This is a genomic window from Streptomyces profundus (assembly GCF_020740535.1).
In the GTDB taxonomy this organism is placed as follows: domain Bacteria; phylum Actinomycetota; class Actinomycetes; order Streptomycetales; family Streptomycetaceae; genus Streptomyces; species Streptomyces profundus.
This window is the reverse complement of the sequence record NZ_CP082362.1, coordinates 810,991-830,271: the sequence shown is the minus strand read 5'-3', so window position 1 is coordinate 830,271 and position 19,281 is coordinate 810,991. Positions and strand designations below refer to the sequence as shown.

The window sequence follows — 19,281 nt, the reverse complement described above, 5'->3', positions numbered from 1 at the left end:
CCGTCGCGGGAACGGGAGTCGACGCCACGGCGCCGCTCAGCCCCGGGACGAGCCGCCGCCCCAGAGCCAGACGGTGGTGTCCGCCGGCAGCTGGCCGCCGGTGATCCGCTCGCTGGCCAGCAGCACGCCCCAGTTCTTCGGCAGCGGGAACGGCTCACCCGAGAAGTTCACCGCGCACCGCAGCACGGGGGACCGCTCGAAGGCCAGCACCCCCTCCGGCATCTCCAGCCAGCGCAGCGTGCCGCTGTCGAACCCCGACTGCTCCCTGCGCAGCCGCAGCGCCGAGCGGTACAGCTCCAACATCGACCAGGGAATGCCGGACTGCGCCTGCGCCGTCAGGGTCTTCCACTCCGCCGGCTGCGGCAGCCACGCCTCGGTGCCCTTGGGGCCGAAACCGAACGGGCCGTCGAGCCCCGACCACGGCAGCGGCACCCGACAGCCGTCCCGGCCGCGCACCGTGCCGCCCGACCGCTTCCAGGTGGGGTCGGCGAGCACCTCGTCTGGGAGGTCCTCCACCTCCCACAGGCCCAGCTCCTCGCCCTGGTAGAGGTAGGCGCTCCCGGGCAGGGCCAGCGTCAGCAGCGCCGCCGCCCTGGCCCTGCGGGTGCCGAGCTCCAGATCGGCGGGCCCGGCCCCGACGTCGTGCTCGTGCGTCTGGGTGTCGCCGCGCCCGTAACGGGTCACATGCCGGGGCACATCGTGGTTGGAGAGCACCCAGGTGGGCGGCGCGTCCACGGCCGCCAGGCCGGTCACGGCGCGGTCGATCACCTCCCGCATCGCGTTCGGCTCCCAGGAGGACTTCAGGAAGGGGAAGTTGAACGCGGTGTGCAGCTCGTCCTGGCGCAGGTAGTCGACCAGCCGGTCCTCCCGGACGTGCGCCTCGGCCACGAAGAGCCGGTCGCCCGCGTAGGAGTCCGCGATCTTCCGCCAGGTCTGGTAGATCTCGTGGACCCCCTCCTGGTCCCAGTGCGGGTGGTCCTCCTTGTGCCGCTCGTGTTCGAACAGCGCGTCGTCGGGGATGCCCAGATCGGGCAGCGCCGGATCCTTCGCCAGGCCGTGCGCGACATCGATGCGGAAGCCGTCCACGCCCCGGTCGAACCAGAACCGCAGGATGGCCTCGAACTCGGCGCGCACCTCCCGGCTGGCCCAGTTGAGATCGGGCTGTTCGGCGGCGAACAGATGCAGGAACCACTGCCCGGGGCTGCCGTCCGCCTCGGTGACCCTGGTCCAGGCCGGCCCGCCGAACCGGCTGCGCCAGTCGTTGGGCGGACGCGAACCGTCGGGTCCCGTGCCGTCCCTGAAGAGATAGCGGTCCCGCTCCGGCGATCCCGGCGGCGACGCCAGCGCCTCGACGAACCAACGGTGCTGGTCCGACGTGTGGTTGGGGACGATGTCCAGCACGACGCGCATCCCGCGGGTGTGCGCCTCGGCGATCAGCTCCTCGGCCTCGGCGAGCGTGCCGAAGAGCGGGTCGATGCTGCGGTAGTCGGCGACGTCATAGCCGCCGTCCGCCATCGGGGAGGGGTACCAGGGATTGATCCACAGCGCGTCCACCCCCAGTTCCTGGAGGTAGGGCAACCGCGCGCGGAGGCCGGCGATATCGCCGACTCCGTCGCCGTTGCCGTCGGCGAAGCTTCTGATGTAGACCTGGTAGATGACGGCGTCACGCCACCATGGCGTGGCCGACTTCTGGTCTGTGCGGGTGCGGGGCACGTATCTTCCATCCTCTTGCGAGTTGACCCTGGGAGATGCGCGGTCGGGGGCGGCTCACCGCGCGGTTGTGCGGCTGTGCTGGTCCGGTTCAGGTCCCGGCCGAGGTAGTGGAGTGATATCGGGGCGGATGTTCCCTAGCCGCGCCGGTGGTGCCCCGGACGACCAGCCGGGTCGGCACCACCACCTGGGCGGGCTCCTCGCTGCTGCCAGACAGTGCGTCCAGTATCTGGCCGGCGAGCAACTCGCCCTGGTGGGCTACGGGTTGCGCGATCGTGGTGAGATCGAGCAGCTCGGCCGTCTCGTGGTTGTCGAACCCGATGACCGAGACATCGTGGGGGGCGCGAAGCCCCATGCGGCCCAACGTCCGCAGGGCGCCGAACGCCATCTGGTCCGACTCCGCGAAGACGGCGGTGGGCGGCACCGGCAGGCTCAGCAGCTGTGCCATCGCTGACGCACCCTTGTCGATACTCAGATGGCCCGGCACTTCAAGATCCGGGTCGTAGGGAATCCCGGCCTGCGCGAGCACCGTGCGGTAGGCGTGCTGGCGAACGATCGGGCTGGTGAAGCCCCGGGGATCTCCGGGGGCGGCCGTGATCATACCGATCCTGCGGTGCCCCAGGTTGATGAGATGCCGGACGGCGGTGCTCGCGCCCTCCGCGTTGTCGATGGAGACGTGCCAACAGCCGGGAATGCGGGTGCCGAGCACGGCGATCGGCACCTCCATCGACACCAGCGCCTCGCTCTCGGCGGCGGCCAGCGGGAGGTTGAGCACGATCAGCGCGTCCACCCTGCGCCGCAGCGGCATCCGGGCGAAGAACCGCTCGTGCACCCGCTCGTCCCCGAGGTTGTACAGCAGCAGATCCAGATCGTGGGCGCGGAGCACCGAGTCGATCCCGGAGAGCACCTGGCTGTAGAACCAGCGGTTGACGAACGGCAGGACGACGCCGACCGTCCCCGTGCGCCCGGACGCCAACGAGGAGGCGTGCGGTGAGATCGAGTACGACAGCTCCTCGGCGGCGCGCAGCACGCGCGCACGCGTCGCCTCCGACACGTTCGGCAGCCCGCGCAGGGCACGGGAGACGGTCGCGGTGGAGACCTCCGCGCGCCGAGCCACATCCATGATGCTCGCGGCCATAACCCTCCGATCACGGCAGTGAGCCGAACGTACTGCCGATCCCCGAGGGAATGCAATCGCTTACATGAAAAGATCTTGTGCTTTTGGCCAACTCAGGCCAAGTGGCAGCCGGTTACCACCCTCACCGTAGCTGAAACCCCGACAGGCAACCCTGTAAACGTATGCATCGTGGCAGTCACATGCCACGGCCCGACCGCCGGCGCCCGCTGGCGCCGAACGGCCGGGCCGACAGCAGGCCTGACCCGGTCGGTCAGTCGTTCAACCGATCGAGCGCCGCCTCGGCGGTCTCCCTGAACTCCGCCACCGGCGCCTGTGACAGTGTGCCCATCTGGCCCCAGCGAACCACCGTGACCTTGCTCCCGTCCTGGATCACGGCGAACAGGTTGACGTCGTATCCGGCCTCCACGGGCGCGGTCCACACGCCGAAGATCCGGCCGTAGTCCGCGTCCGCCAACTCGCCGAACTCGTCCCAGGAGGCGGTGCCCCCGGGGTTCTGCCACAGCCAGTCGGAGGCGCAGTCGGTGCCCGCCTCGTGCAGCACCTCGACCAGGCCGGCCGCCTCGTTCTCGTCGCCGAGGTCCACCACCACCTGGGTGGCGGTGGCGTCCAACTCCGTCCAGTACTCCTGGTGCGCCGTGGTGCCGTCGTACGCGTCGGGCAGCAGCGCCCCGAAGCAGAACACCGGCACCTCGGGCCGCCCCTCGCCCGGACCCCCGGCGTACCAGCCCCACTCGTGCGCCGGCAGTTCGTCCGGGGTGACGAAGGCGGTGTCCGGTATCGCGTCGGCCACCGCCTCCTCGGCGGTGGCCCTCGCCTCGTCGGCGGTGGCCGTGGTCGCCAGCGTCGTCGAGGCCAACGCACAGGCTCCGACGGCCGCGCCGATCGTGAGTGCCAGGCCGCGTCCGGAGAATCGCGTGTGCCGCATGGCTCCATCCCCCCTCGGGTGTTGTCGAGTCATCGAAATGATCATCGAATGGATACTTCGGGGGCAGCGTGTGGCCGGCCGGCTCCCGGCCGCAAGCGTCCCGGTGGCATCTGGGATGGTGGAACGCCGAAGGGGGCTCTGACGTCGGACAATGTGATGTCCCTGGAACGCGGAACGGGACGCCGGGCGGGACACCGGGCGGGACACGGCACGGCACGCCGCACGGGACACGGCACACGGGGGAGAACGGATGGGAAACACGTCGACCGACGTCTTCGCGGCCCGGCTGCGCGCGCTCAAGGAGCGCTCGGGGCAGAGCTTCGGCAGCCTGGCCAAACGGACGCACACCAGCACCTCGACGCTGCACCGCTACTGCTCGGGCGCGGTGCTGCCGGCCGACTACGCGCCCGTCGAGCGCCTGGCGCGCGCCTGCGGCGCCCGGCCGGACGAGCTGTTGGAGCTGCACCGGCTCTGGCTGCTGGCCGACAGCGCCAGGGGCCGCGCCGCCCCGCCGGGGCCCGAACCGGCCGGTGACGCCGAGTCCGACCCGCCGGCGCCCGTCGACCCGCCGGCGCCCGTCCCCGCGCCGGCGCACGCCCCCAGGCGGCGCCCGCTGTGGCTGGCGGCGGCGATCGTCGTGGCGCTCGTCGGATTAGGCGTGTTCTGGTCCCTCGGCCCCGGCGACCCGGACGCCGACGCCCGCTCCTCCCACCGCCCGGCCGCCGGCTCGGCCGACGCCGAAGAGCCGGCCGCCGCCGCGCCGCTGGACTACAGCGCCCGTTCGCACGTCTGGGCCGAGGGCTGCGCCCACCGCTACCTCGTGGACCGCGATCCGAGCCGGGTGCCCCCGCCCCCGCCGGCCCAGGACGCCGAGCGCTGGGCGCTCGAACAGGGCGCGGTGCACGGGGAGTCCACCATCGTGGAGGCCACCGTCCGGGGCACCACGACCGATCCCGTGGTGATCGGGGCGCTGCACATCCGGGTCGCCGAGCGGCGCGCGCCGCTGGACTGGACGGCCTACGACATGTCCCCCGGCTGCGGCGGTGCCCTCACCCCGGCCGCCTACGAGGTGGACCTGGACGCCGAACGCCCCGTGCCGAGGCCCAGGGACGGCCGCGACGGCGAGGCGGGGGAGGACCTCCCGGCGCCCACCCTCCCGTTCTCGGTCAGCCTGGATGAGCCGCTGGTCCTGCGGGTGGAGGCGCGCACCGCCGGCTGCGACTGCGACTGGTACATCGAGCTGGAGTGGAGCGCGGGGGACCGCAGCGGCACCCTGCGTGTCGACGACGGCGGGGTGCCGTTCCGCACCAGCGGCGGCGGCTCCGCCGAGGCCCTGGTCCACTTCCCCGAGTCCGGCGGCTGGACGAGCGGTTGACCGGCGGCGGATCGGCCCGATTCGCCCCCGGTTGCGGCAGGATCGCCCCATGAGCAACCTCGACCAGCGCCCCGCTCCCACCCTCTGCGGCGCCGCCCACCACACGGGCCCGGTGCGCGTGCTCCAGGAGGGGCGACGGGTCCCGCTCGGCGAGAGCACCGTCGTCCGCCGCCTGCTGCCGACCCTGGGCCGCCGCATGGTCGGCGCCTGGTGCTTCGTCGACCACTACGGCCCCGACGACATCACCGACGCACCGGGGATGCGGGTGCCGCCGCATCCGCATATCGGCCTCCAGACGGTCAGCTGGCTGCACGCCGGCGAGGTGGTGCACCGCGACAGCCTGGGCAGTCTGCGCGTCATCGGGCCACGCCAGCTCGGCCTGATGACCTCGGGCCGGGCCATCGCGCACTCCGAGGAGTCCCCGCGCCCGCACCGCGACGCGCCGATCCTGCACGGCGCCCAGCTCTGGGTGGCGCTGCCCGACGAACACCGGCACACCGCCCCGGCGTTCGAGTTCCACGCCGAGCTGCCCCGGGTGACGGGCGGTGGCGGCCTGTCGGCCACCGTGCTGCTCGGCACGCTGGACGGCGCCGCCTCGCCGGGCACCACCTACACCCCGCTGGTCGGCGCCGACCTGACGCTCGCCGCCGGCACGGACGCCCGGCTGCCCCTGGAACCGGACTTCGAGTACGCCGCGTTGACCATCTCGGGCGAGTCCGAGATCGACGGCGTCCGGCTCGCCCCTGGATCCCTCCTCTACCTGGGCGAGGGCCGTCAGGACCTCCCGGTCCGCGCCGACACCGAAGCGGCCGTGCTGCTGCTGGGCGGCCTCCCGTTCGAGGAACAGCTGTTGATGTGGTGGAACTTCGTCGGGCGGACGCGGCAGGAGATCGAGCGGGCGCGGGACGACTGGGCGGCGGGTGCGCGGTTCGGCACCGTCGAGGGCTATGAGGGGCCGCCCCTGGCAGCGCCCCCGCTGCCGCCCACCCCCCTGAAGCCCCGCGGACGGGCCCGCTGACCCGCGGCCCCGGGCAGCGGCTGACGCGTACGCACCCGATGGCCTCGTCCTCCGGTCGGTTCCTGGACCCGCGCGGCAGCGCGTACGACTTCATGGGCCTGATCATGGTGCGCTGCCCCGGGTGCGAGCGGGCGGCCCGTGTCGTCCCGGGGCCTGAGGACCGCGCTCCCGGAGGCCGGACGGCGTTCCGGCCGCGACGCCTGGTCTGTCGCGGCTGCGGGCTGTCACGGGAGGGGAGCGGCGGCGACGGCGGCCTCTCTCCCGGCCCGGCCCGACCAGCGACCGATCCGTACTTCGGGATGCCGCTCTGGCTCCGGGCCGAGACCCGGCACGGGTGGTTGTGGGCGTACGACCCCGAACACCTCGACCTGATCCGCCGCTTCGTCCAGGCGCCGCTGCGGGAACGAGCGGCCTGGTACGACACCGGCCAGCGGCTGACGCTGGTGGCCCGGCTGCCGGCCTGGGTCAAACGCGCCAGGAACCGGGACGAGGTGCTGCGCGCCGTCGGCCGGACGCGCGCCTCGCTGGTGGCCGCGACGCCCGGGCGTCCATGACGACGGCGAACGGGCCGCGCGGGAGACCACCGACACCGCAGCCTTCGGCCGGCCGCTCCGTCCCGCGTCAGGGGCCCGGCTCCTGGGGCGGGGTCAACAGCGCGGTCTCGGCCGGGGAGATGTCCAGGCGGAGCGTCCGCGGGCCGGTGGGCCGGAAGAGGACGATCTCGCCGGGGGCCAGCCGCGAGACATGGGCGGCGGCGCCGGCGCCGAGGAGCTGGCCGACCTGCCGGGCGTGCGCGGCGTCGAGCGCGAGGAGCGCGTCCGGCCGCTGCCAGAAGGCGGCGCGACGCGGGACGGCGCGCGTGACATGGACGACCGTGCGCCACGGCCCGTCGGCCAGGGCGGCCGGCGGAGCCGCGCCCCGGTCGGTGACCAGCGCCTGGGGCCCGGCCGCGACGGTGGGCGGGGCCGGCGGGTGGCGGGGCCAGCCGTCGCCCGCCTCGGCCAGCCGCAGCCGGTCGCCGGCCGAGGCGCGAAGCCCCTGCCACTGCTCGGGCACCCGGGTGACGGCGGTGACCTGGGCGCCGACGGCCAGCAGGCGCAGCGCGACAAGCCGGCCGAACAGCGATTCGCCGAACACCGCGATCCGGCTGCCGGCGGGGCCGGGTGCCGGCAGGTCGACCGGCCGGCCTTCGAGGTCGGTGCCCAGCCGCAGCCCGGCGTGGGCCGGGGCGAGACGGAAGGACGGACGGAGCTCGTCCGCCCAGTCGGCGGCCGGCAGCGTGGACGGGTCGGGGGTCGTCATCGGGCAGTGCCCTCCCGGGGCGCGGCGGGGACGAAGCCGATGGCCTCGTCCAGCGGGCGGCCCGGATGGGCCAGGGGCAGGGTGGCCAGCACCCCGGCGGCCTGGTCGGCGACCGGCGGCCCGGTGGCGCCGGCCGAGCGCAGCAGGTCGCCCCTGGCCGCCGCGTGCTGGGCGAGGCCGCTGACCAGGCGCGCGCACGACCGGACCCGCGGCGTCCGGCCCACCAGCGTCAGCGTGGCCGCCACCACCGTGCGCTCGACGCCGGAGGCCGCCATTCCCGACAGCAGCCGCCGCCAGTCGGCGTCGGAGGCGACCCGCGCGGTCAGGACCCGGTGGGTGGCGGCCCGTCCGGCCCAGCCGCCGGCCCTGGCCTCGCCCTCGCCGTCGGCGTCGCCGAGCTGCCGCAGCAGCTCGGCCGCCTCGGCGCCGCTCAGCGGCGTGGTCGGCGCCCCGTGCGCGGCCAGCCGGGCGCACAGCCGGGCGGTGGCCGCCGCCACCGCGGCGCGCGCGCCGGCCGACCCACCGCCGCGCCGCGCCACCGCCGCCGGCGCCGCCAGCGGTTCGTGACGCACCACCAGCCAGGAACGGACGGCCACCGGACGCTCACCGTGCGGGAGTTGACGGTAGGCCGCGGTGGGCGGGAAGCGATGGTGCAGGTCCCAGGGCGGCACGCAGAACTGCTCGACGAGGATCTGCGCCGCCGCCGGGCCCGCCGGATCGTCGGCCAGCCACTCGGCGACGATCCCCGCCGGGATGGCCGGCAGCGTCCCGCCGGGGAACGCGGCCACGGCGGCGTGGCCGCGCCCGTCGGAGATCACGCCGAGCCCGGCGGGGAAGTTGCGGTCGGCGACCTCGGCCACCTCAAGCGCCGGCAGCAGGGCCTGGGCCAGGCCGAGCTCGTCGCCGGGCGGGCGCGCGCCGGGGCTGGCCGGTTCCAGGGTGCCCCGGCGCAGCCGGGCGAGGGCCCACCCACTGGCCCAGGCCCCGTCCCGGCGCGCCAGCGCGCCCAGCGCCAGCGCCACGCCGGCGCCGGCCAGCGCCTGCCCCGGCCAGCCGCCGAAGGCCACGCCGGCCAGGGCCGTCCCCGCGCCCGCCTCCACCGCGATCAGCCGGGCGCGGCCGAACGGCTGGCGGCCCGCGCGCCCGCTCACTCGTCCGCCCCCGCTCCGCCGCCCTGCTCCCTGGCCGCGGCCCACGGGTCGAGGACGGGCCCGGTGGGCAGTAGATCGACGTAGGCGCTCGGCAGCGAGGGCGCCGTCGCCGGGTCGTAGCCCAGCCGGGTCACCGCCTCGGCCGAGGAGAGCGGATAGGCGATGCCCCCGTCCGTGACCAGGGTGTAGGTGCCGGCGCTGCCGCCGGACGCGGTGGAACGGACCACGGCGCCGGCGCCCGCCGGCACATAGACGCGGTCGAGCAGCCCGAGCCGCCCGCCGCGCGACGCCTCGATCGGCGCGACATCCGTCGGCTCCGGCATGGTCGGCGGCAGATGCGCGGTCGCCTGCCAGGGCGCGTCGCCCGGGCGGCTGCCCGGCGGGGTGCTGACGCAGACGGGCCGGTCGCGCTCCGGCGCGTCGGCGACGGGCAGCTCCTCCGGCCACGTCGACTCGCCCGGCGGGGCCTCGGCCGACCTGGGGGCGCCGACCGCGTCGGTGGGGCTGATCTCGTGGTCGGCGCCGGCGGTGCTCGCCAGCAGGGCGTAGACCAGCTCGGAGATCGGGACCAGACCGTCGGGGCGCACCACGAACCACCGTCTGGCCGGCCCGCCGTCGGCCGTGTGGGCGACATCCCCGACCATGGCGTCGAACGGCAGGGCCGCCGACGGCGCCTCGCCCCACGCGTCGTCAGGTTCGGGGATGGTGATCGCCGGCGCCTCGGGGAGGGTAGCGATCACGGCCCTGGGCAGCCGCACCGGTTCCTGACGCAGCGCCAGTGCCTCGGCCGCCGTCTCCACCAGCGCGTATCTGCGGCCCTCGGTCAGCAGCCACCGGCCGCCGTGCTCCGACTCCACCAGCAGTGTCGCCCCGGGGCCGGCCGGCGCCACGCCCGGCACGGAGACATAGAGGGCGGTCTCCAGCGGATCGCCGCCGGTCTCCGAAGGGGTGGCGCACAGCGTCCAGTCGCCGTCCAGCAGATCGTCGGCGCCCGGGAGCGCGTCGGGGGCCCCCGGGATGCCGACGGGCAGCCCGCGCGGGGCCTCGTCGAGGGTCGACCCGCGCACCTCGGTCAGCTCGCCGCCGCCGGCCAGCAGGGCCGAGGCGAGGTTGAGCGCGGGATGCGCGACGCCCTCGGTGAGCACATAGGGATGGCCGCCGGTGCCGGCCACCACCGCGCCGGCGGCCGGCAGGTCGGGGCCGCGCCCGCCGCCGAGCCAGCCGACGATGCCGAACCCGGCCATGACGAGGATGGCCACGGCCACCCCGCCGCCCAGCGCGCGGTTGTGCCGGCGGCGCGGATCGAGGCGGGCCTCGTCGACGCCTCTGAGGAGGCTGGTGGACAGTCGGCGGTTGGCGTACGCGTACGCCTCCGCCTGCTCGCGGGTGCTGGCCATGGCTACGGTGTCCGGCTCCGTTCGGGGGAGTGGGGGCTGGGGACGGGGGCCTCGCCGGCGAGTCGGGCGAGGCCGGCGGCCGGCGGCGGATCGTTGGCCCTGGCCCGTGGCGCGACCAGCTCCTCGGGGCGCCCCGGGCGCCAGCCGCGCCGGACCGAGCGGCGCACCCCGGGCGCGGCGAGCAGGCCGAGGACCACGGCGAGCAGCAGCGCGCCGCTCCAGGCCAGCGCGGTGGCCGTCGCCGAGTCCAGCGGCGGCTCGGCGGTGGGCACGGCGCGCACCGGGATGTACCCCGGCGAAACGGCGGTGTCGGCAGGGTCGGCAGGGTCGGCAGGGTCGGCCTGGGTTGCGCCGCCGCCGAGATGGGTCAGCGCGCCGAACGGGTCGACAAGACCCGCGCCGGTGCGGTCGTTGACATCGCCGCCCAGCGGCGTGGCCGAGCCGGTCAGCCGGCGGCCCACCTCATCGGCGGTCAGCCCGGGGAAACGGGATCTGACCAGCGCCGCGGTGGCCGAGACCTGCGCGGTGGCCATGCTGGTGCCGCCCTCGACGCGGTAGCCCGAGCCGCCGGGGGCGACCACCGGCAGATCCTGGCCGTAGCCGGCCAGATCGACCCAGGGGCCGCTGTTGGAGGTGTCCAACGGCGCCCCTTCGGCGTCCACGGCGGCCACGGCGATGACGTCGTCGTAGGCGGCCGGGTACATCCGGCCGCCGGTGGGGCCCTGACCGCTCTCGTTGCCCATGGCGGCGACGACCACCACGTCTGCGGTCAGCGCGTCGGCGATCGCCTCGCGCACCGCGTCGTCGTCGTGGGGCCGGGCGAAGGACAGGTTGAGCACGCCCGCCCCGCTCGCCACCGCCTCGTCGATCGCGGCGGCGAGCAGCCCCGGGGTGGCCTGGTCGACGCCGTCGGCGACGCGGATCGGGTGGACAGAAGCGCCGGGCGCGACCCCGGCGATGCGATCGCCCTCGGCCCGGCCGGCGGCGATCAGCCCGGCCAACGCCGTGCCATGGCCCAGACAGTCCTGCTCGGGCGGCGGGGTGGTCCGCTCGAACTCCCGCTCGTCGGCGACGCCGGCGAACTCGCTGCCCTGGGCGACGGCCCCCGCGAGATCGGGGTGGGTGGCGTCCACACCCGAGTCGACGACGGCGACCGTGACACCCTCGCCGGTGGCCAGATCCCACGCCTGGGGCAGCCCCAGCTGGTCGATCAGCGGATACCGACCGGCCCCGTCCGGCAGCTCCTCGCCGCCCGCCTGGGTCCGGCACGGCTCGGCCGCCGCCGCCGGCCCGGCGACACCCGGCAGCGGCACGGGCCCGGCGACCACGACCAGCAGGGCGACGACCACGACGGTCGACCTTCCACGCATCCCTGACCCCCTCAGACCTTCAGATCGAGCAGCGCGCCGTACACGCCCCAGACCGCGAGCACCAGCGGCACCACGGCCACGAGCAGCAGCGTCTCCAGCACGTCGAGGGCCCGCTCCAGCCTGGGGTTGCCCCGGTACCGGCCGGCGGCCAGCGCCACACAGCCGGCCACCACCGCGGTGACCAGCGCCACCGGCAGCACGACGCCGAGCAGGGGGAAGCCACGCGCGGCATGGTCGGCCACCGTCCAGGCGCCGCCGCCCGCCGCCGCGAGCAGGGCCGCGACGAGCGCCGTCGCGGCCTGCCACGACTCCCGGAACAGCCGGGTCCGCAGCAGCATCAGCACGGTGAGCGTGCCGCCGAGCACCCCCGCCCACAGCTCGGACGCCGCGAACAGCACCAGGGCGCCCCCGACCGCCACCAGATGGCTGCCCACCAGCAGGCCGCCCAGCAGCCGCCTGGCCGCCGCGACCCGCTCCGCCAGCCGCTCGTGCGCCAGCTGCACCGGCAGCCGGTCCACGTCCTCCGCCGTCGCGGCCAGCTGCGGCGTCGGCACCCGCGCGACGCGCAGCGCCAGCGACGGCCAGAGCGCCGTCAGCGCCAACGCCAACGGGGCGGCGACCGCCGCCGCCTCCGCCGGGGTGACGTTCCGTCCGACGGCGGCGACCGCCGCCCCGACGCCGGCCAGCGGGCCCGCGACGGCCAGCGCCGCGAACGTGCCGTCCCCGCCGCCGATCAACACCGGGCCGAGCCCCCCGACCACCGCCACCACCGCGCAGCCAAGCAGCAGTTGGCCGGCGGTGAGGCCGTCCCCGCCCAGCAGCCTGACCGCGCCCACGGCGGCCGGCGGGGCGGCCAGCACGCCGGCGAACGTGCCGGCGCGGAGATCGCCGAACCCACGGGACATCAACACCCCGACGGCGAGCGCCAGCAGCGCCACCGTCAGGCCGAGCCCGCCGGGCGCCGCCCGCCCGGGGGCCACCGCCAGCGCGCCCGCCACCGTCCCCACGGCCAGCGCCGCCAGCGCCCCCGCGCCCACCCGGGTGGCCCACGCCGGCCACGGGGCGCGCACCCCGTGCTCGCCGACGACCTCGACGATGTCGTCGTACACCGGCGGAACGGTGTCGTCCGTGCCATGGCCGAGGAAGAGCAGGTCGCCCTCCTCGACGCCCTGTTCGGCGAGCGAGGCGGCGGCGTCGAGACGGGTCCCGTCCCCACGGCGCAGCACCCAGCCGCCATGTCCGAGCCCCCCGTCGGGGGCCGGGTCCGCGCCCGAGTGGCGCAGCAGCATCGGCAGCAGCCGCGCCAGCGCCACGGACGCCGGCACCGCCAGATCCGCGCGTCCGGCGGGAGAGGCCAGGCCGATGCGGACGAACTCCACCTGGGCGCCCTCCGGATCGGTCACCGCTGCCGGCTCGGGGCCGAGACCGATGGTCATCGCCGCTCGTCCCCCGTCGGTATGGCCGCCAACGGCGAGTCGGCGTGGGCCAGTTGCACCAGCACGGTGCCGAGGCGACGGTGCAGCAGCACACCGCGCCCCTTCGCCCGTCTGGCGGGCTTGACCCCCCAGATCGGCATCTCGTCGTTGGGCACGCTGAGCAGCACCACGGGGAAGTTCAGCTCCTTCATCCGGCCGAGCACCGGGTCGAGCACGGCCCGGGAGGCGCCGCCCGCCTGCCGGGTGAGGACGATGTTCAGGCCCATCGCCCGCGCGTGCGGCAGATAGTCGAGCAGCGCGGCCAGCGGGTTGCCGCGCGAGGTGGCGACCAGGTCGTAGTCGTCGACCAGCAGATAGATCTCGGGCCCCGTCCACCAGGAGCGGTCCCGCAGCTGCTCGGGCGTCACATCCGTGCCGGGCAGCCGCTTCCTGAGGCCGTCGGCCAGCCCGCCGACCACCTCCATCGACCGCTCCAGGGTGGTCGAGTAGCCCATCAGATGCGGCCCCTCGAACTCCCTGAGCGTCGTCATCCGGTGGTCGAGCACGATCAGCCTGGCCCGCTCCGGCGGATACGCGTCGACCACCTGGCGGGCCACCGCCCGCAGCAGCGACGTCTTGCCCGACTCGCTGTCCCCGATGACGATCAGGCCCGCCTCCTCGCCCGGCGTCAGCGCCACCGGGTCGAGACGGCCCCCCTCGACGCCGATCAGCACACCGGGGCCTCCCTCGGGGGCCCGTGGGGCGCTCCACACCGTCGGCAGCAGCCGCACCCCGGGCGGGCGCGGCCCGTGCCACGCCTCGTCGACGCGCCGCACCAGCTCGGTCACCGCCTCGGACAGCCCCTCGGCGGAGCGGACCCCGTCCACCCGGGGCACGGCGGCCAGGAAGTGCAGCTCGCCCTCGGTCACGCCGCGCCCCGGGCGGCCGGCCGGGATGGCGCGCTGCGCGTTGCGGTCCACCTCGGAGTCGAGCGCGTCGCCCAGCTTCAACTCCACCTTGGTACCGATCAGATCGCGCAGCCCCATCCGCATGTCGAGCCAGCGGTTGCCGGTGGCCACCAGATGGATGCCGTAGGTCAGCATCTGTCCGGCCACCGCCATCAGCACCTCCTCCAGCTCCGGATAGCTCTGCCGCAGCACCGCCCAGCCGTCCACCACCAGGAACACGTCGTCGAACACCTCGCCTTCGGCGGCCCCCGCCGGCGCCCGCCCTGACCGCAGGCCCGCCATGGACTCCACGCCCAGTTCGCGGAAGCGGCGTTCCCGGGTTTCGAGCAGCTCCAGCACCTCGGCGACGGTGCGGTTGACCACCTCGGCGTCCAACCGCCCCGTCACGCCGGCGACATGCGGCAGATCGGCGAGGGCGAAGAGCGTCCCGGAGAAGTCCAGGCAGTAGAACCGCACCTCGGCCGGGGTGTGGCTCAGCGCCAGCGAGGCGATCAACGCCCGCACCGCCGTCGACTTGCCGCTGCGCGGACCGCCGACGATCGCCACATGCCCGCCGGCGCCGGTCAGATCGAGCGCGAACGGGTCCCGCCGCTGGTGGAACGGCTTGTCCACGATCCCGATCACCGCCGTCAACGGCGCCCCGCCGGGCGCGGTGCCAAGGCCACGGCCCGCCCGCACCGCCAGGTCGCCGAGGAGCACGTCCAGCGGCTCGGGCTGGTCGAGCGGCGGCAGCCACACCTGGTGGGCCTGCGGCCCCTGCCCGACCAGGCCGCTCACCATCGCGCCGAGCACCGTGTCGCCCAGCTCCTCGTCGTCGGCGAACTCCCCCTCGGGCGGCGCCGGACGGGGCGGCTCCTCCGGCTGCTGCCCGACCGGCACCGGCACATAGGAGGCGGGGAAGGGACGCACGTCAGCCGCACCACCGAGCGGCCGGCCGCCCCCCTCCTCTCCCATCCGGTAGGGACCGGAGACATAGGCGGCGCGGAACCGCCTGAGCGTCGCGGTGTCGGTCCGCAGATAGCCATGCCCGGGCGCGCTGGGCAGATGGTGCGCGTCGGGCACGCCGATGGCGGTCCTGCTCTCGCTCTCCGAGAAGGTGCGCAGCCCGATCCGATACGACAGATGGGCCTCAAGTCCGCGCAGCCGACCCTCGTCCAGCCGCTGCGAGGCGAGCAGCAGATGCAGCCCCAACGACCGGCCCAGCCGGCCTATCCGCCCGAACAGATCGGCGAAGTCCGGCTTCTGGGCCAGGAGTTCGGAGAACTCGTCGACGACGAGGAACAGGCTGGGCAGCGGCGGCAGGCTCGAACCGCGCTGCCTGGCCCGCTCGTAGTCCCGCACCGACACCAGGTTCCCCGCGTCCCGCAGCACCTCCTGACGGCGGTCGATCTCGCCGCTCAGCGCCTCCGCCATCCGGTCGACCAGCGCCAGGTCGTCCTCCAGGTTGGTGATGACGGCGGCGACATGCGGCAGCTCGGACAGCCCGGCGAAGGTCGCGCCGCCCTTGAAGTCCACCAGCACCAGGTTGAGTTGATCGCTGGGATGGGTGGCGGCCATGCCCAGCACCAGGGTGCGCAGCAGCTCCGACTTGCCCGAGCCGGTCGCGCCCACCACCAGGCCGTGCGGGCCCATGCCGTTCTGCGCCGACTCCTTGATGTCCAGGCCCAGCACCCGGCCGTCAGCCGACACCCCGATGGGTGCCCGCAGCCGATCCCCCATCGGCCTCGGACGCCAGAGCGCGGCCAGGTCCAACCGCCCGGGATCGGCCACCCCGAGCAGCGCGGGCAGGGTGTTCACCACCGTGGTCCTGTCCTCGGCGTCCGCCGCGCTGGCGCCGACCTCCATCCGGAACCGCGCGATCCGCGTCGCCAGCGCCTCCGCCTCGACGACGCTCAGCGCGTCGACCCGGCCCAACTCGTCCCGGCTCTCCGCCGCCAGCACCGAGACCCGGCCCCCGGCCACCGCCAACCGCAACCCGTGCTGCTCGGTCAGCGGCCCCGCCACCGCGCCCCCGACGTCCAGCACCGTCACCGCCTGCAACCCGTTCGCGTCCACCAACGCCTCCGCCCCCGTCACCACCCCGCCGTCCACCACCACCAGCAGATGCGGCAGATCCGCGTCCGGCGCCGCGTCCCGGCTGAACCGCGTGCGGCGCGTCAACTCGGCGCCCAGCCACTCCTCCAACACCCCCAGCACCGGATGCGTCATCCGCACCGGGCCGACATGGTCGACCTCCTCGGGATGGTGCACGTGCGGCAGCCACTTCACCCACGACCACGCCGGCCCCTCCACATCGCCGGTACAGACCAGCACCCGCAGATCGTTGGGGGAGTGGAACGTCACGGCGTGCGCCACCACCGCCCGCGCCAACGCGCGCGCCGCCTCCACGCCCCCTTCGCCCTCGCCCTCCACCGACACGGAGGCGAACTTGCGCAGCGTCACCAGCACCGGCAGATCCGGCACCACGGCGTGCGCGTCCATGAACCGCCGCAGCGCCACGGCGCACAGCGGATCCAGATCCTCGACCGGCGGCGTCTCGTCCACCGTCAGCGGCGTCCCCAGATACCGAGGCCCCACCCCGACCCGCACCACCCCGAAGTCCGCGTCCCCGCTGCGCCGTTCCCAGAGCCGCCGGCTCTCCGGCACCCCCCAGAGCGCCCCGGGCTCCGGCGTGTTCCACGCCATCGCCGCCCGCTGCGCCCTCGCGGTCCGCCGCACCTCGACCCGGGTGACCTCCAGATACCGCAGATACTCCCGCCGCTCGTTCCGCGCCTGCGTCTTGGTCGTCGACCGCTGCCGCACCACCGAGCCGACGACCATGGCGAGACACGAGATCAGAAACATCGTCCCGACGATGTACCCGATGGGCCCCCGCCCCATGGTCAACATGTACAACACGGACCCGAGCCCACTGAGCGCGGGCAACGCGGTCATCCAGGCGTTCGCATCCTCCGGCTGCGGCAACCTGGGCGGCGCCCGCAGCACCATCTCTTTGACCGCCACATCCCGCTGCGCGGCACGGGGTGGACGACGGAACAGGGTGGTGGGGGAGGTCATTTGGCGGCCTCACGAACCGGTTGGTGTCTCATCATTGCGGTTTGGCTTGAGCTTTGAAAGCTTCTTCGTATTCTTTCAGGATTTCGTGTATTTTTTTATTGTTTTCCCTGATTGTTGTTATGTGGCCTTTTTGGTGTCCGGCTGTGGGTTCTTGCCCTTGAGAGAGTGAGGGTTGAGCTGTAAGGCCTCCCATTTTTGCGTAATCGGCATTGATGGCGGCGCCGGTGATGGCTACTAATCCGGGCAGGCTCCCGTGTTGCCCAACATTCCATAGAGCGCGCATCTTGATCTCGTCGGCCTTCTCTTCGGCGTTTCCGGTGACGATGTTCCCGATAATTCCCATAGTCTTATCGGTGGCCAATCCCAGGGCGGCGATCCTTGGGTCTCCGGACAGCATGGCGGTTGCGCCGGCTATTTCGGCGGCCTTGAGGACCGTCGTCCATCCCGTGGATCCATCCGGTGTCGAAATTTGTGAATAGGCGACCGCTCCGGCTATGGTGCCGATATTTTGGAAAGTTGACCATTTGGGATCGTCGGATTTGAATGCTTTGAGGGCGGTTCTGTGTTGCCATTCAGTGGTTTCGGTGAAAAATTTATTCTTCACCGAAACCTCAGTCTGATTCATCAAGTTGAAAAGTTCATGCCGGGCTTGAGGGGAGAACTCGAAAGACCACGGGTGGTCAGTTGCGTTGATTCTGGGATTGGTGCCTTTTTCGTGGTCTTGGCCAGCGACAGACAGCAGGTTCATATGGTGCACGGCGGTGTCCCCGATGGCCCTCTGGAGTGCGGCGAGGTCGATATCCGATCCCGGATTTCTTGTCCAAAACGTGCCGAGGATGTCGTCGTGGTGATTTGCTGCGTAGCTGAGTACCCGGTAGGCGGCTCTGACGTACTTCTCGGCCTCGGGGGCTGTCCTGGGCATGTCCTCAGGGATGTTGGTGCCCGACGTGACCAGTGCGCCGGCTCCGGTGCTGTCGTCCCAGCCTTGCGAGAGGAGACTGCGGAGGAATCCCTCCTCTTTGAGTAGTGCCGCAGCGGCTTCGGTGTTCAAGGCGGCAGCTTCGAGTAGGCCGCTGCTGCCGATGTTATTCTGAAGTGAACTTTGGGCACCAACTATTCTCTCGACCTCAATAGCGGTGCGCGCGAGTTTTATGGAAAATTCCTCGTCAGAGGGGATAGTGGCCTCACTCATGAGAAGTCCGAAGCCATTAAAGTCTCCGAGGTGCTGGCCAATGATTGCTCTTAACGTGGACTCAGGGATGTTGCCGTGGTAGCCCTCCATGAGATGACGGACGTCTCGGAAGAAGCGGATAGAGGCCGGAGCCTCATTCCACCTCAGCGGGCGGTCACCACCACGGGTGTCCACGATATTGTCATTCATTAGCATCATGATGCCGTTGGCGACGGTTGCCTTGACGGTTTTCAGAGGGTCCCCGACCCTGTGGGGATCCCCACCCAAGGGAATATTTAAGGCCCCCAAGGCGACGAGGGTTTTGGCGTCGATCGCGCTGTAGAACTGTCGGAGGTACGCGAGTTCCGAGGTGGTCAGTTTCCTCGGATCGTCGCTGGGACGGAATAGGTCTCCGTAGACGCCCTCCGCGATGGAGCGCAGCGCAGCCGTGTATTGCTTCAACAGTGCAAGATCTGGCTTCTCCTTCTTCATCGCCTTCTTGAGCGCGCCGGCGGCATAGCGCGCCATCTCCGGCGTGAGGACGAGTCGGAATGGGCCTTTGCTTAACTCATAGCCCAGGTCGGCCAGTTCGGCGGCCTCGTCCATCAGCTTGTGGCGGTAGTGCTCGATCGTGTCCTTGATCTTGGACTCGGAGTGCGCGGCGTGACCGGCTGCGCTCTCCAGGTGCTTTTCCCTGATCCCTTCGGCCACTTCCGGCGGCAGGGTCACTGCCGGACCGCCGTGGAGACTGCCGCCGGTCCTGACCGCCATGACTTGTCTGCCGTCGGGACCGGTGACGAAGACGGGCCCGACGCCATGGTGGCCGGCGACCGCCGTGTTGAGCGCGCGCCCCCAACTGGCCCACTCGCGCTCCGCAGCCCGCTTGTGGGCCTCCAGCTTGTCGTTCGTCCAGTACACCCACCCGTGCGCGTACTTCTCCGCGTCGATGGCGTGGTTCATGGCCCGGATGATGTGCTTGACCACGGCGTCCATGTGGTTGCCGCCGCGTTGCAGCGCCCGGTGGGTCTCCTGGAACCGGCCGTCGGGCTTCACCAGTGGTGCCCCGTTCAGGCTGCCGGCGTCCCGCGAGATCGTGGTGGCCCGCCCGGCGAGGGCGTCGACGTTTCTGGCCTCCGCCGACGCCCGCGCGTAGGCGGCTGCGGTGTCCGACATGGACTCGGTGTTCAGCTCCTTGGAGAACGTCTGCTGGGTGGTCCAGGGCTTCGCGCCCTTGGCCTCCACGTCGCGATAGCCGAACAGCCGCAGCGCGCTCATATCCCCCGG

Annotated in this window: 13 protein-coding genes; 3 read left to right on the top strand and 10 right to left on the bottom strand. The window is 73.2% G+C overall.

The window, feature by feature from the left end; translation table 11 throughout:
* Positions 1 to 36: 36 nt before the first annotated feature.
* The 3 genes from K4G22_RS03665 to K4G22_RS03655 all read right to left on the bottom strand — a co-directional run bounded on the left by K4G22_RS03665 (position 37) and on the right by K4G22_RS03655 (position 3,773).
* A complete protein-coding gene (locus tag K4G22_RS03665; protein WP_228078215.1) occupies positions 37 to 1,713 on the bottom strand; it encodes a glycoside hydrolase family 13 protein in 1,677 nt (558 codons plus the stop codon).
* An 88-nt stretch (positions 1,714 to 1,801) separates the two neighbouring features.
* The gene (locus tag K4G22_RS03660) at positions 1,802 to 2,848 is read right to left on the bottom strand and encodes a LacI family DNA-binding transcriptional regulator (protein WP_228078214.1); all 1,047 of its coding nucleotides are present in this window, start codon (positions 2,846 to 2,848) and stop codon (positions 1,802 to 1,804) included.
* Between the two features lie 250 nt (positions 2,849 to 3,098).
* Positions 3,099 to 3,773, bottom strand: a complete 675-nt coding sequence (locus K4G22_RS03655) for a hypothetical protein (RefSeq protein WP_228078213.1) — start codon at positions 3,771 to 3,773, stop codon at positions 3,099 to 3,101.
* A gap of 250 nt (positions 3,774 to 4,023) precedes the next feature.
* Between K4G22_RS03655 and K4G22_RS31590 the strand changes: the two genes are divergently transcribed.
* From K4G22_RS31590 to K4G22_RS03640, 3 genes are read left to right on the top strand one after another with little or no spacing between them, the layout of a single operon-like run.
* Positions 4,024 to 5,148, top strand: a complete 1,125-nt coding sequence (locus K4G22_RS31590; RefSeq protein WP_265590208.1) for a helix-turn-helix domain-containing protein — start codon at positions 4,024 to 4,026, stop codon at positions 5,146 to 5,148.
* 49 nt (positions 5,149 to 5,197) lie between these two features.
* On the top strand, positions 5,198 to 6,166 hold the full coding sequence (locus K4G22_RS03645) for a pirin family protein (RefSeq protein WP_228078212.1): 969 nt from the start codon (positions 5,198 to 5,200) through the stop codon (positions 6,164 to 6,166).
* Positions 6,167 to 6,204: 38 nt separating this feature from the next.
* Positions 6,205 to 6,720: a hypothetical protein gene (locus K4G22_RS03640; RefSeq protein WP_228078211.1), complete on the top strand. Its 516-nt coding sequence runs from the start codon at positions 6,205 to 6,207 to the stop codon at positions 6,718 to 6,720.
* Positions 6,721 to 6,787: 67 nt separating this feature from the next.
* On the opposite strand, the gene K4G22_RS03635 is transcribed toward K4G22_RS03640, so the two are convergent.
* From K4G22_RS03635 to K4G22_RS03605, 7 genes are read right to left on the bottom strand one after another with little or no spacing between them, the layout of a single operon-like run.
* On the bottom strand, positions 6,788 to 7,468 hold the full coding sequence (locus K4G22_RS03635) for a hypothetical protein (protein WP_228078210.1): 681 nt from the start codon (positions 7,466 to 7,468) through the stop codon (positions 6,788 to 6,790).
* Positions 7,465 to 8,619, bottom strand: a complete 1,155-nt coding sequence (locus K4G22_RS03630; RefSeq protein WP_228078209.1) for a type VII secretion protein EccE — start codon at positions 8,617 to 8,619, stop codon at positions 7,465 to 7,467. The genes K4G22_RS03635 and K4G22_RS03630 overlap by 4 nt, the downstream gene beginning before the upstream one ends.
* Entirely contained in the window at positions 8,616 to 10,016 is a 1,401-nt protein-coding gene (gene eccB, locus K4G22_RS03625; protein WP_228078208.1) for a type VII secretion protein EccB, read from the bottom strand. The genes K4G22_RS03630 and eccB overlap by 4 nt, the downstream gene beginning before the upstream one ends.
* A 2-nt stretch (positions 10,017 to 10,018) precedes the next feature.
* Complete coding sequence (locus K4G22_RS03620) at positions 10,019 to 11,386, bottom strand: S8 family serine peptidase (RefSeq protein ID WP_228078207.1); 1,368 nt, start codon at positions 11,384 to 11,386, stop codon at positions 10,019 to 10,021.
* 11 nt (positions 11,387 to 11,397) lie between these two features.
* The gene (gene eccD / locus K4G22_RS03615; protein ID WP_228078206.1) at positions 11,398 to 12,822 is read right to left on the bottom strand and encodes a type VII secretion integral membrane protein EccD; all 1,425 of its coding nucleotides are present in this window, start codon (positions 12,820 to 12,822) and stop codon (positions 11,398 to 11,400) included.
* A complete protein-coding gene (gene eccCa / locus K4G22_RS03610; RefSeq protein WP_228078205.1) occupies positions 12,819 to 16,826 on the bottom strand; it encodes a type VII secretion protein EccCa in 4,008 nt (1,335 codons plus the stop codon). Before eccCa ends, eccD begins: the two co-directional genes overlap by 4 nt.
* Before the next feature lie 31 nt (positions 16,827 to 16,857).
* Complete coding sequence (locus K4G22_RS03605) at positions 16,858 to 19,272, bottom strand: TPR repeat domain-containing protein (protein ID WP_228078204.1); 2,415 nt, start codon at positions 19,270 to 19,272, stop codon at positions 16,858 to 16,860.
* Positions 19,273 to 19,281: the final 9 nt, after the last annotated feature.

Excerpts from the sequence above, each read along its gene's own strand:
- K4G22_RS03660 (WP_228078214.1), bottom strand. The coding sequence starts at position 2,848 with ATGGCCGCGAGCATCATGGATGTGGCTCGGCGCGCGGAGGTCTCCACC.
- K4G22_RS03655 (WP_228078213.1), bottom strand. The coding sequence starts at position 3,773 with ATGCGGCACACGCGATTCTCCGGACGCGGCCTGGCACTCACGATCGGC.
- K4G22_RS31590 (WP_265590208.1), top strand. The coding sequence starts at position 4,024 with ATGGGAAACACGTCGACCGACGTCTTCGCGGCCCGGCTGCGCGCGCTC.
- K4G22_RS03645 (WP_228078212.1), top strand. The coding sequence starts at position 5,198 with ATGAGCAACCTCGACCAGCGCCCCGCTCCCACCCTCTGCGGCGCCGCC.
- K4G22_RS03640 (WP_228078211.1), top strand. The coding sequence starts at position 6,205 with ATGGCCTCGTCCTCCGGTCGGTTCCTGGACCCGCGCGGCAGCGCGTAC.
- K4G22_RS03635 (WP_228078210.1), bottom strand. The coding sequence starts at position 7,468 with ATGACGACCCCCGACCCGTCCACGCTGCCGGCCGCCGACTGGGCGGAC.
- eccB (WP_228078208.1), bottom strand. The coding sequence starts at position 10,016 with ATGGCCAGCACCCGCGAGCAGGCGGAGGCGTACGCGTACGCCAACCGC.
- K4G22_RS03620 (WP_228078207.1), bottom strand. The coding sequence starts at position 11,386 with ATGCGTGGAAGGTCGACCGTCGTGGTCGTCGCCCTGCTGGTCGTGGTC.
- eccD (WP_228078206.1), bottom strand. The coding sequence starts at position 12,822 with ATGACCATCGGTCTCGGCCCCGAGCCGGCAGCGGTGACCGATCCGGAG.
- eccCa (WP_228078205.1), bottom strand. The coding sequence starts at position 16,826 with ATGACCTCCCCCACCACCCTGTTCCGTCGTCCACCCCGTGCCGCGCAG.
- K4G22_RS03605 (WP_228078204.1), bottom strand. The coding sequence starts at position 19,272 with ATGAGCGCGCTGCGGCTGTTCGGCTATCGCGACGTGGAGGCCAAGGGC.